The 12332-nt window shown below is 74.4% G+C and carries 10 protein-coding genes; 9 read left to right on the top strand and 1 reads right to left on the bottom strand.

Going from position 1 to position 12332, the window contains the following annotated elements; genetic code table 11:
- The first annotated feature begins 990 nt into the window (after positions 1 to 990).
- The 9 genes from V2S66_RS10255 to V2S66_RS10215 all read left to right on the top strand — a co-directional run bounded on the left by V2S66_RS10255 (position 991) and on the right by V2S66_RS10215 (position 10490).
- Complete coding sequence (locus V2S66_RS10255; RefSeq protein WP_330794274.1) at positions 991 to 2895, top strand: ricin-type beta-trefoil lectin domain protein; 1905 nt, start codon at positions 991 to 993, stop codon at positions 2893 to 2895.
- Positions 2896 to 3176: 281 nt separating this feature from the next.
- Positions 3177 to 4154, top strand: a complete 978-nt coding sequence (locus V2S66_RS10250) for a lysylphosphatidylglycerol synthase transmembrane domain-containing protein (RefSeq protein WP_330794273.1) — start codon at positions 3177 to 3179, stop codon at positions 4152 to 4154.
- 175 nt (positions 4155 to 4329) lie between these two features.
- Positions 4330 to 5622 carry a ricin-type beta-trefoil lectin domain protein gene (locus V2S66_RS10245; protein WP_330794272.1) on the top strand — a complete coding sequence of 431 codons (1293 nt, stop codon included), beginning with the start codon at positions 4330 to 4332 and terminating at the stop codon, positions 5620 to 5622.
- Positions 5622 to 7022, top strand: coding sequence for a ricin-type beta-trefoil lectin domain protein (locus tag V2S66_RS10240; protein WP_330794271.1), 1401 nt, complete (start codon positions 5622 to 5624; stop codon positions 7020 to 7022). Before V2S66_RS10245 ends, V2S66_RS10240 begins: the two co-directional genes overlap by 1 nt.
- Positions 7023 to 7143: 121 nt before the next feature.
- Positions 7144 to 7959 carry a response regulator transcription factor gene (locus V2S66_RS10235; protein ID WP_330794270.1) on the top strand — a complete coding sequence of 272 codons (816 nt, stop codon included), beginning with the start codon at positions 7144 to 7146 and terminating at the stop codon, positions 7957 to 7959.
- Positions 7956 to 9404, top strand: coding sequence for a sensor histidine kinase (locus tag V2S66_RS10230; protein ID WP_330794269.1), 1449 nt, complete (start codon positions 7956 to 7958; stop codon positions 9402 to 9404). The genes V2S66_RS10235 and V2S66_RS10230 overlap by 4 nt, the downstream gene beginning before the upstream one ends.
- Positions 9405 to 9541: 137 nt before the next feature.
- Complete coding sequence (locus tag V2S66_RS10225; RefSeq protein WP_330794268.1) at positions 9542 to 9727, top strand: hypothetical protein; 186 nt, start codon at positions 9542 to 9544, stop codon at positions 9725 to 9727.
- 116 nt (positions 9728 to 9843) lie between these two features.
- Entirely contained in the window at positions 9844 to 10275 is a 432-nt protein-coding gene (locus tag V2S66_RS10220; protein WP_330794267.1) for a hypothetical protein, read from the top strand.
- Positions 10272 to 10490: a hypothetical protein gene (locus tag V2S66_RS10215; RefSeq protein WP_330794266.1), complete on the top strand. Its 219-nt coding sequence runs from the start codon at positions 10272 to 10274 to the stop codon at positions 10488 to 10490. The genes V2S66_RS10220 and V2S66_RS10215 overlap by 4 nt, the downstream gene beginning before the upstream one ends.
- A gap of 61 nt (positions 10491 to 10551) precedes the next feature.
- On the opposite strand, the gene V2S66_RS10210 is transcribed toward V2S66_RS10215, so the two are convergent.
- Positions 10552 to 12237 carry a bifunctional 3'-5' exonuclease/DNA polymerase gene (locus tag V2S66_RS10210; protein ID WP_330794265.1) on the bottom strand — a complete coding sequence of 562 codons (1686 nt, stop codon included), beginning with the start codon at positions 12235 to 12237 and terminating at the stop codon, positions 10552 to 10554.
- Positions 12238 to 12332 lie beyond the last annotated feature (95 nt).

The following is a 12332-nucleotide window of genomic DNA, read 5'->3' as shown; positions in this document are numbered from 1 at the left end:
CCGGCCCGAGCGGCGCGCCGACGGCCGCTGCCGTCCCGGCAGTTGCGTCCGCCGGCGCGCCGCTCGGGCCCCGGCGCCCACAGGGACGCCCACGTCCGCATGGGCACGCCGCCCCCGGCGGCCTCCGCCGATGCGAGCCGCGCGGACTCCCGTGCCCGGCGGCGACACCGTCCTGCGACGGTCCGTTTCTGCCCGCTACCGGCGGGACTTGGCGTCGGCGCCCTTCCTCCTGCCTGGGACCGGCTGTCGGCGCCGCCCCGGCGGCGGCCTCTCGCCGACCGTCGCGGACACGTCGCTCGGGTCGGGACGCCGGCAGGCCGACGCGCCCGCCCCTCGCGCCTTCCCAGCGCTGCGCCGCGCGTCGGCTCCGGGCCCGGCCGGCGATCCGGCCCGGCGCGGGCTGCGCGCCCGTACCCGCCCGCGCGGCGCTCCGGCCCCGCGCCGGTAGGCGGACCCGCCGGCCTGCGGGCTTGCCAGCGCTACGCCCCGCGTGGCTCCGCGTGGGCGCCGGGCCCGGCCGCCGGTCCGGCCCGTACCGGCCCGCGCGGCGCTCCGGCCCCGCGCCGGTAGGCGGACCCGCCCGCCCCGCGGGGCTTCCCGTCGCTACGCCGCGCGTGGCTCCCCACGGGCTCCGGGCCCGGCCGGCGGTTCGGCGCGGCGCCGGGGTGCGCGCCCCCGGGCGGGGGGAATTAGCCGTCGCGGGCTGCGCGACCGCCCCTTCCGCCCCTTCCCGCGCAGCGCGCGGGTCGGTGCAGGTCACGGCACGCCCACCTCTCGGCGCGCTTGCGCGCCATCGTGTTTCACGTTGTTTCACCACTCCGAACCCTGTCCGATGCCTTGACGTCCTGTGATGCGCGCGAGTTAAATCACGACGCGATATAAGGCGTGAAACAAGTAGTGAAACAAGCGTGCAGACCCCCTCGCTGCACGGTCGTTCCTGCACGGTCGCACGTGTCAGGCCCATGCCATTGCCGAGAAAGGCAACGACCCATGAGCGCAGCCATCCATCACCGCGGCACGCGACGCCGGCCGCGGCGCATCCTCCTGGGGATGCTCACCGCCGCGGCCGCGGCCCTCACCCCGGTCCTGGCGGTCTCCTCCACCGCCCACGCCGCAGGCGAGAACGTCCAGGTCTACCTGACCACCACCAGCGACTCCGGCGGCCGCACCGTGGCCAAGGGCCTGGAGCAGCAGGCGCCGATCGCCTTCAGCTCGGGCACCGGCGGCTCGGGGCAGAACGTCACGGTGGACGAGGGCACGACCTACCAGCAGTTCACCGGCGCGGGCGCCTCGTTCACCGACACGGCCGCCTATCTGCTGAACTCCAGCGGCGCACTGTCCGCGTCCGCCCGCAGCACCGTCATGCAGAAGCTCTTCGACCCGGTGAACGGCATCGGCGTCGACTTCCTGCGCAACCCGATGGGCGCCTCCGACCTGGCCCGGTACAGCTACACGTACGACGACATGCCCTCCGGGCAGACCGACCCGAGCCTGGCGCACTTCTCCATCGCGCACGACCAGACGGACATCGTGCCGCTGACCAAGCAGGCCAAGCAGCTCAATCCCAACCTGAAGGTGATGGCGACCCCCTGGACCCCGCCGCCGTGGATGAAGGACAACGGCAGCTACGTCCAGGGCTGGCTGCAGTCGCAGTACTACGCCGCCTATGCGCAGTACTTCGTGAAGTACATCCAGGCCTACCAGGCCGCCGGCGTGCCCATCGACTACATCTCGGCGCAGAACGAGCCCACCGTCGGCGGCGACTACCCCGGCGCGAACTGGAACGGCTCCGGCCTGGCGTACTTCACCAAGACCAACCTGCTGCCGGCGCTGCACGGTGCGGGCCTGTCCACCAAGGTGCTGGCGCTGGACTGGAACCCTGACTCCTATGCCGGCTTCGCCGCACCCACCGTGGACGACGCCTCGATCCGCAACGACCCCAACTTCGGCGGCATCGCCTGGCACGGCTACGCGGGCAGCGTGAGCACCCAGACCACGATCCACAACCAGTACCCGAACGTGCCCTCCTTCGACACCGAGCACTCCGGCGGCACCTGGATCGGCAACCAGCAGAAGGAGGACATGGAGAACCTGATCGACTACACCCGCAACTGGGGCCAGAGCTGGGTGAAGTGGAGCCTGGCGGTCGATCAGAACATGGGCCCGCACAACGGCGGCTGCGGCACCTGCACCGGCCTGATCACCGTGCACAACGACGGCAGCGGGAAGGTCGACTACACCATCGAGTACTACACGATGGGCCAGCTGACCAAGTTCGTGAAGCCCGGCGCCCACCGGATCAACTCCAACGACAACTCCACGATCCGCAACGTCGCGTGGAAGAACCCGGACGGCTCCAAGGCGCTGGTGGCCTACAACGAGGCGACCTCGCCGCAGCAGCTGCGGGTCAACTGGGGCAACGAGAGCTTCGCCTACACCCTGCCCGCCGGCGCGTCGGCGACCTTCACCTGGGCCGGTACGCCCGGCAGCGGCGGCGGCACCTCGCCCGGCCACACCGGCACCGTCACCGGCTACGGCGGCAAGTGCGTCGACGTGGCCGGCGGGAGCAGCGCCAACGGCGCCGCCGTCCAGCTCTACGACTGCAACGGCACCACCGCGCAGTCCTGGACCGCCTCGGGCACCACGCTGCAGGCGCTCGGCAAGTGCATGGACGTGGCGTCCGCGGGCACCGCCAACGGCAGCCAGGTGCAGTTGTACGACTGCAACGGCACGGCCGCCCAGCAGTGGACCAGAGGTGCGAACAACTCCCTGGTGAACGTCGGCTCGGGCAAGTGCCTGGACGCCACCGGGCCCAGCTCGGCGAACGGCACCCGGCTGCAGATCTGGAGCTGCACCGGAGCGGCCAACCAGCAGTGGACGGCGCCCGCCGCCTGATCCACCGCGCCCATGAACGGCCGCCGGCGGCCCTCTCACCGCCGGCCGGCCGCGCCGAGGGAAGCAGCCGCCGGTCCGCACGCACCACGCGGGCCGGCGGCTGGGTCGCGCCCGGATACCCCCAGGCCGGGCGGTGTGCGGCGGCGAACCGTTTCGTCGGCTGATGTTCGGCTGAACGTTGACCCAAGTGGCCCTGCGCGGGTGGGACCCGCGGGCACGGAACGCCTACGCTGCACATGCCGTCTCGCACGCCGCGCCCGCTCTCGCGACGAGGAGTCCCCGTGTCCATCGCCCGCAGTGAGAGTGCCGTGTGGCAGCGCACGTCGGTGCGGTCGACGGCCATGGCGCTCCCGCTCGCGGCCGTGGCGGCGCTGCTCGCGGTCAAGTGGCCGCTGATCGACTCCAGCGCCGGCCGGCTCGGCTCCGCCGACGGCGAGTGGCTGGCCGCGGCGGTCGCCGCGGCCGTCATGACCTGGGTGTGCTCGGCCACCGCCCAGCAGGGCGCGGTGGTGGAGACGCTGCCGCCGGGCCGCCTGCTGGCCGCGCAGTTCGCGGCCTCCGCCGCCAACCACGTGCTGCCCGCCGGGGTCGGCGGCAACGCGGTCAACCTGCGCTTCCTGGTCCGCCGCGGACTGAGCCCGACCCGCTCGGTGGCCGCGCTCGCGGTCCGCGCCTGCGCCGCGGTGATCGGCCGGATCGTGCTGCTGCTGGTGGTGCTGGCCTCCTTCCCCGGCGCGCTGCACATCCGCCGGGTCACCTCGGGCGGCGCCTCGGTGCCGGACCACCCGCTGGTCGTCAGCGTGGTGGTGGCGGCCGTCCTGACCTGCGGTTACGTGCTGACCCGGTGGGCGCGCAGGCTGCGCGACCGGCTGCGCGCGTTTCTCTCCTCGGTGGCGGCCGACGTGCGGACGCTGCACTGCAGCCGGGCCAGGATCGCCGCGCTGTGGGGCGGTTCGCTGGCCTTCCCGGCGATGCACGCGGCGGTGCTGGTGTCGGTGGTGCGCGCGGTGCACGCTCCGGTGCCGGTGAGCGGCGTGGTGGTGGCGTACCTGTGCGCGAGCACCGCGACCGGCTGGCTGCCGACGCCCGCGGGCCTCGGCTCGCTCGACGCCGCCCTCGGGCTCGCGCTGGTGACGGCCGGCGCCTCGGCCGTCGCGGCGACCTCCGCGGTGCTCGGCTACCGGCTGGTCACGGCCTGGCTGCCGTTGATCCCGGGGGTCGTGGTGCTGGCGGTGCTGGTGCGCTGCAGGGAACTTTAGGTACGGACCTTTGCCGTATCCCTTGACGGGCCACATCCCCGCCATTTAAATCACGTCCTGAACTAAGACGTGATGTAAGTCTCCCTGGGTGTGCGCCGCCTCATGGACTGTCAGGCGCATGACCACTTTCGCCGTTTCGTACGGCCGCCGTTCCCCCCGACCGAGGAGTTCCGGCATGTCGGCATCACCCCCCACCCGACGATTCCGCCCCCGTCCGCTCGTCCTGCTCGCCGCCGCCGCCCTGCTCGTCGGCGGCTGGCTGCAGACCGGCGCCGGGCATACCACCGCGGCCGCCGCCGACGCGGCGCCCGCGGCCGCCACCGCCACCTTCACCGACGACTTCAACGGCGCCGCCGGCAGCGCCGCCGACAGCTCCAAGTGGGGGTACGAGACCGGCGACAACGTCAACAACCACGAGCGGGAGTACTACACCAGCGGCGCCCACAACGCCGCCCTCGACGGCCAGGGCGACCTGGTCATCACCGCCCGCAAGGAGAACCCGGCCAACTACCAGTGCTGGTACGGCAGCTGCCAGTACACCTCGGCCCGGCTGTCCACCCCGCAGAAGTTCACCCAGGCGTACGGCCACTTCGAGACCCGCATGAAGCTGCCCCGCGGCCAGGGCATGTGGCCCGCGTTCTGGCTGCTCGGCGGCAGCAACTGGCCGACCGACGGCGAGATCGACATCATGGAGAACGTCGGCTTCGAGCCCGGCAGCGTGCACGGCACCATCCACGGCCCCGGGTACTCCGGCTCGGCCGGCATCGGCGCCGGATACACCCTGCCGAACGGCCAGAGCTTCTCCGACGCCTTCCACACCTTCGCCGTCGACTGGGCGCCGAACTCCATCAAGTGGTCGGTGGACGGCACCGTCTACGAGACCCGCACCCCCGCCGACCTCGGCGGCAACCGCTGGGTCTTCGACCACCCCTTCTACATCATCCTCAACCTCGCGGTCGGCGGTTACTGGCCCGGCGACCCCGACGGCAGCACCACCTTCCCGCAGCAGCTCGTCGTGGACTACGTGCACGTCACCACCAGCGACAGCGGCAGCACCGGCGGCACGACCGGCGGCACCACCGGCGGCGGTGGCCACGCCATCACCGGCATCGCGGGCAAGTGCGTCGACGTGGCCGCCGCCAACAGCGCCAACGGCACCCCTGTCCAGCTCTACGACTGCAACGGCAGCGCCGCCCAGGCGTGGACCAGCACCGGCGGCACGCTGCGGGCGCTCGGCAAGTGCCTGGACGTGACCGCGGCCGGCACCGCCAACGGCGCGCAGATCCAGCTCTACGACTGCAACGGCACCGCGGCCCAGCAGTGGGTGGTCACCAGCGCCCACGACATCGTCAACCCGGCCGCGAACAAGTGCCTCGACGCCTCGGGCAACAGCTCCGCCAACGGCACCAGGCTCCAGATCTGGACCTGCACCGGTGGCGCCAACCAGAAGTGGACGTACACCGGCTGATGAAGAAGTCCACCAGCATCCTCAGCGCCGCGGCTCTGGCCGCCGGCGCCCTCGGCGCCTTCGGCATCGCCCAGAGCGCCTTCGGCGCCGACCCGGCCGGAGCGATCTCCGGCTACGGCGGCAAGTGCGTCGACGTGGCCGCCGCGAGCAGCGCCAACGGCGCCGCTGTCCAGCTCTACGACTGCAACGGCACCGCCGCGCAGACCTGGACCGTCTCCTCCGACGGCACCCTGCGGGCCCTCGGCAAGTGCATGGACGTCACCTCGGCCGGTACCGCCAACGGCGCGCAGATCCAGCTCTACGACTGCAACGGCACCGCCGCCCAGAAGTGGACCGCGAGCAGCGGCACGCTGGTCAACGCCGGGTCCGGCAAGTGCCTGGACGCCACCGGGCCCAGCTCCGCCAACGGCACCCGGCTGCAGATCTGGACCTGCGCCGGCTCGGCCAACCAGAAGTGGACGCTGCCCACCGGCGGCGGTGGCACCACCACGCCGCCCACCAGCCCGCCGACCGGCACCACGGTGCAGGCCGTCGCGCCCTACCTGTACAACGGCTGGGGCAACCCGCCGGACCCGACCACGATCATGAACGCCACCGGGGTCAAGTGGTTCACGCTGGCCTTCGTGCTCTCCAACGGCACCTGCAACCCGCAGTGGGACGGCGGCCGGCCGCTCACCGGCGGCGTCGACCAGACCACCATCACCAAGGTGCGCGCGGCCGGCGGCGACGTCGTCCCGTCCTTCGGCGGCTACAGCGGCAACAAGCTGGAGCAGTCCTGCACCAGCGCGAGCGCGCTCGCCGGGGCCTACCAGAAGGTGATCAGCGCCTACGGGCTCAAGGCGATCGACATCGACATCGAGGCCGACGCCTACAGCAACGGCACCGTCCAGCAGCGCACCGTCGACGCGCTGAAGACGATCAAGGCCAACAACCCGGGCATCGCGGTCTACGTCACCATCGGCACCGGCCAGTCGGGACCCGACACCGGGCTGATCAACAAGGCGGCGGCCTCCGGCCTGAGCGTCGACGCCTGGACGATCATGCCGTTCGACTTCGGCGGCGCCGGCCAGAACATGGGCAACCTCACCACCAAGGCCGCCGACGGGCTCAAGAACGCCCTGAAGAGCGCCTACGGCTACAGCGACGACACGGCCTACCGGCACAGCGGCATCTCGTCGATGAACGGCATCACCGACGGGGACAACCCGGAGACCGTCACCGTCAACGACTTCCGGACCATCCTCGCCTACGCCCAGGCCCACCACCTGGCCCGGCTGACCTTCTGGTCGGCCAACCGGGACCGGCCGTGCCCCGGCGGCTACCCGGGCGACGACACCTGCTCGGGCGTCTCGCAGAACGCCTGGGACTTCACCCGCACCTTCGCGCAGTACACCGGCTGACGTCCCCGGCACAACGCTCTCCGCTCCCCGGCCGTGCACACATGGTTCCCGCGATGCAACCATGCTGCGGGCCGGGGAGCGGAGGTGCGTCCGGGTGGCGGAGCCGACAGGAAAGACCGGGATGACAGGAACAGTGGGAACAGCGGGAACAGCGGGGGCCGGCGGCGGGGCGACCGGGCGGGTCCTGGTGGTGGACGACGACGCGGCGATCCGCCGCTCGCTGACCCGCGCGCTGCGGCTGCGCGGCTTCGCCGTCAGCGAGGCCGACGGCGGAGCAGCCGCGCTCGACCTGCTCGCCGCCTCCCCGCCCGACGTGCTGGTCCTGGACATCGCGATGCCCGGGGTGGACGGCATCCAGGTCTGCCGCACGCTGCGCGAGGGCGGCAGCGACCTGCCGGTGCTGGTCCTCTCCGCCCGCGACGAGGTGGCCGACCGGGTCGCCGGACTCCAGGCAGGCGCAGACGACTACCTCGTCAAGCCGTTCGCCCTGGAGGAGCTGGTGCTGCGGCTGCACGCCCTGCTGCGCCGCCGCCCGCCGCAGTCCGACGACCGGATACGGGCCTGCGGCGTCGTCCTCGACCCCGCCGCCCGCACCGCAGCCCGCGACGGCGAACCGCTCGACCTCACCCGGCGCGAGTTCGAGCTGCTGGAGGTGCTGGCCCGCAACGCCGGCATCGTGCTGACCAGGGACCAGCTGCTCGACCGCGTCTGGGGCTACGACTTCGAGGTGCGCAGCGACGCCGTCGACACCTTCGTCAGCTACCTGCGCCGCAAGCTGGAGGCCGGCGGCCGCCCCCGGCTGCTGCACACCGTGCGCGGCGTGGGCTTCGTGCTGCGGCCCGCCGACGGCATCGACGCTCACGCCGAAGGCCCCGGCGAGCGGGCCGCCGAACGGGATGCGGCGGACGGCCCCGCGCGGTCGGGCGGCACGGCATGAGGCTGTCGACCAGGATCGCGCTCGCCGTCGGGGTGCTCGTGCCGCTGCTGGTCCTCGCCTCGGGCTGGATCATGGTCCGGCTCGTCGCGGGGGACGTGCACCGGCAGGCCGACGCCCATCTGCGGCAGCGCGCCGCGGACGTGCAGCCGGAGGCCAAAGACCTGCTGCGGGCGATGGCCAACGACCGCCCGGCCGGCGTCGAGGAGGCCCGCAGCCGGCGGCTGTTCACCGCCGCCCTGGACGTCGGCATCCGCGTCACCGGCCCCGGCGGCACGGTGTCCGGCGGCCCGCAGCCCGCCGCCTCCGTCCCGCTGCCGTCGGTGGAGGGCGCGGCCGCGCCGGTCACCGTGCGGGCCGGCCGGCAGAGCTGGCGGGTGCTCGCGGTACCGGTCCGCGGCACCCGGACGGCCGCGCCCGGCACGCTCTGGCTCTTCGCCGGCGACACCGCGGGCCAGGCGCAGATCAGCCAGGTGCGGCGTCGGGTGCTCGGGGTCGCCGTGCTCACCGCGCCGGTGGCCGGCGCGGTCGCCTGGTTCGCCGCGGTGCGGCTGGCCCGGCCGCTGCTGCTGCTGCGCCGCCGCGCGGCCGGACTCGACCCGCGGGTCAGCGCCGCCCGCCTCGATCACGCCGCCAGCGGCGTACCGGAGATCGACGACCTCGCCCGTACCCTGCAGACCGTGCTCGCCCGCTACGACGAGCAGGCCGCACGGACCGGCGAGGCGCTCGCCAGCGCCCGCTCCTTCTCCGCCGCGGCCTCCCACGAGCTGCGTACCCCGCTGATGAGCATGCGCATCAACCTCGACGTGCTGGACGGCGATCCGGCGCCCGGCCCTGCCGAGCGCGCCGAGATCGTCGCCGACCTGCGGGCGGAGCACGAGCGGCTGCTCGGGCTGCTCGTCATGCTGCGCACCCTCGCGCAGGGCGACCTGGTCGAGGCCGACGCGTTCGCGCCTGTCGACCTGGTGGAGCTGGTCGACGCCGCGGTGCGCGACCTGCGGCGCGACCACCCGCGGCTGCCGGTGACCAGCGACGCCGCCGGACCGTGCCCGGTGGTCGCCTGGCCGCCGGGGCTGCGCTCCGCGGTGGACAACCTGCTCACCAACGCCGTGGTGCACGGCTCGGGCACCGTCGAGGTCGCGGTGCGCCCGGTCGGCGCCGCGGGCGCGGTGCGGATCTCCGTCGCCGACCACGGCCCCGGCGTCCCGCCGGACGCCCGGGACGCCGTCTTCCACCGGTTCCACCGCCGCCCCGACAGCGACGGCTCCGGTCTCGGCCTGGCGCTGGTCGCCCAGCAGGCGGCCCTGCACGGCGGCGCCGTCACCGTCACCGCCCGCCCGGACGGCAGGCCGGGCGCCTGCTTCGTCCTGGAGCTGCCACGGGCGACCGCGCCGCCGACGCTGCCGCGCCACCGCGACTGGCTGACCGGATCGAGCACGGGCGGCTGACCCCCAACCGGACGACGCCGGCCACGCCGCGCTGCTCGCGCGGATCACGGCGGAGGTGGGGGTCCGCCCCGCTCTCCGGCCCGCGTCCGAGTTCGCGTCGGGGCCTGCGTCCCGGTCCGCTCGGCGGTGTCGACGCCGTGCGCCGATGGGCGCAGGCGGGCGCGCGGCGCCGGCTGTTCCTGCTCAGCCACACCGACGCGCCGGTGCCGGTGCCCGCGGCCGTACTGGGCGGCGGACACGAGCTGCTGACCGGCCGCCGGCTGGCGCGGGACGAGGACCTGACGCTGCTCGCGGGAGGAGCGGGGGCGCTGCGCCAGGGCTGAACGATTTGGCACCGCGGCCCCGCCGGAGCCACAAGGTTTCCACAAAGAGGGTTCCTACGCTCCGGGACGAGCGGCGCCGCGAAGGTGCGCCGCCGCCGGTCGAAGAGGAGAAACCCATGCAGACCACACGGGCCGCGGTCGCGGCCGCCGCGGCGCTCGCCGCACTGCTCACCGCCGCGGGAACCGCCGCCGCCGACACCGGCAGCACCCCGTCGCCGTCGGCGAAGGCGCACCCCGCCGCGAAGGCGCCCACCGGAGACGGCGCGAAGGCGCTCTGCAAGCGGGTGCCGAAGATCGACGCGCGGATCGACCGCGCCCTGCAGCGGCTCAACGGCAATGACACCGTCCGCGGTTCCGTCGCCCGGCTGCAGAAGCGGGTCGACAACGCGAACGCCAAGGGCGACACGGCCGTGGCGACGTTCCTGAAGGACCGGCTGACCTTCCGGCAGTCCCTGATCCCGACGCTCGACAAGCGCAGCACCGACCTGGACGCCGTCCGCACCTGGTGCGGCACCCAGGGCGACGCGACCAGCGGGAAGGCGAAGTGACGCGCAGGGCAAGGGCACTGGCGGCACTGCCCGCCGCGGCGCTCGCGCTCGCGGTGCTCGCGGGCTGCGGCGGGCACTCCGGGTCGGCCGCGCCGTCGGAGGGGTCGACCTCGCCCGCGCCGTCCGCGTCGGACTTGGCGCACATGCAGAAGCTCGTGGACGACGCCGACTCCGCCGCGGCGGCGGCCGAGTCGGACGCCGCGGGCGACAAGTGACGCGATCGGCGGCGCGCCGGACGGAGCGACAGCGCTGGCGTCAGGTGGGCCGCCGCGCGGGCTACTTCGCGTCCGCGTAGCACTCCACCGCGTGCGTCTCCAGCGGGAAGCGCACCGCGGTGTCGCCGAACACCAGGCGGCGGGCCTCCTCGCCCGCCGCCGTCACCGCTTCGCACACCGCACCGGCCAGCGCCTCGGGAGTGTGCACGATCACCTCGTCGTGCTGGAAGAACACCAGCCGCGGCTCCGGCCCGATGGCGGTGAGCCGCCGCCGGAGCGCGGCGAGCATGGCCAGCGCCCAGTCCGAGGCGCTGGCCTGGATCAGGAAGTTCCGGGTGAAGCGCCCCCAGGAGCGGGCCGCCCTGAGATCGGGTGACGCGCCGTCGGACAGGTCCGCCTCCTCGTCGATCAGGCGCGACGCGGACGGCGTCGGCGAGGTACGGCCCAGCCGGGACCGCACGACCCCGCCCGCCTCGCCGGTGCGGGCCGCGGACTCCACCAGGGCGAGCGCCGCGGGGAAGCGCCGCCGCATCACCGCGAGCAGCTGGCCGGCCGCACCGCTGGTCTGCCCGTACATCGCGGCGAGCAGCGCGATCTTCGCGCGCGACCGGTCGCCCTGGAAGGCGTCCTGGGCCAGCGCCGCGTACAGGTCGCCCGCGGCCGAGGCCCGCGCGAGGCCGGGGTCACCGGACATCGCCGCCAGCACCCGCGGCTCCAGCTGCCCGGCGTCGGCCACCACCAGCCGGTGCCCGGGATCGGCCACCACCGCGGCGCGCAGCAGCCGCGGGATCTGCAGCGCACCGCCCCCGCGGGTCGCCCAGCGGCCGGAGACCACCCCGCCCACCACGTACTCCGCGCGGAACCGGCCGTCGCGCACCCAGCTCTCCCGCCAGGCCCAGCCGTGTGCGGCGTGCATCCTGGACAGTTCCTTGTAGCGCAGCAGCAGCGCCGCCGCGGGGTGGTCGACGGCCCGCAGCGCGTGCGAGCGGGTCGAGTCGAGGAGCACGCCGACCCGGGCGAAGGCCGGCAGCACCTGGGCGGGGGAGTCGGGGTTGACCGGCCGGCCGCCGAGCGCGTCCTGGATCTGCAGGGCCAGCTCGCTGAGCAGCGGGGGTCGGGCCCCGCCGGCGGGGCGGGGCCCCAGCAGGCCGATCAGCAGCTCGTCGTGGACGGTGGCGCTCCACGGCAGGCCGTCGCGTCCCATCTCCACCGCGGCCAGCGCCCCCGCGGACTCCGCGGCGCACAACAGCGCCATCCGGTCGGGGTGTTCACCCGCGCCGGTCCGCCGCCGCTGGTCGGCGTGGACGGCGACGAGCGCCTCCAGCGGATCGGCCTGCGGCGGGAGATGGCGCCGGTCGGCGGCGAACAGCACCGGCTGGTCGTCGGCGCCCGGCTCGGGCGCGTCCCGCGGCTCCGGCAGCCCGTGCAGTCTGGCCCAGGCAGCGCCGAGCGAGCGCGGCCGCCGGTGCCTGCCCTCCTGCCCGAGCAGCAGCGACTCGACGAGCTTCACGTCGTGGCAGCGGGCCGGGCGTGTCCCGGAGCGCTCCAGCAGCCACGGATACACCTCGTCGGTGGCGGCCCACACCCAGCGGGGCGGCCGCGCGGCCTCGCGCCGGGCCACCTCGGCTGCCAGGTCCGGATGGCGCTCCACCGCGCCGGCAGGGACTCCGTCCTCGGTGAGCGCACGCAGCCGCCCGCCGGCACCCACCGGGTCCGGCACCACCGCCACACGCTCTCCACCAGCCACGACTCCTCCCAGCCACCGACCTTAGGCGGCCCCACTGACAACGCGGGCCGACGCAGCGGACGAGGGCAGGGGTCAGCGCGGCGTCACCGGCATGC

It is taken from the genome of Actinacidiphila polyblastidii (assembly GCF_036353415.1).
GTDB classification, from domain to species: Bacteria; Actinomycetota; Actinomycetes; order Streptomycetales; family Streptomycetaceae; genus Actinacidiphila; species Actinacidiphila polyblastidii.
Note: the sequence above shows the minus strand (reverse complement) of the source record. Positions and strands in the feature narration are given on the sequence as shown.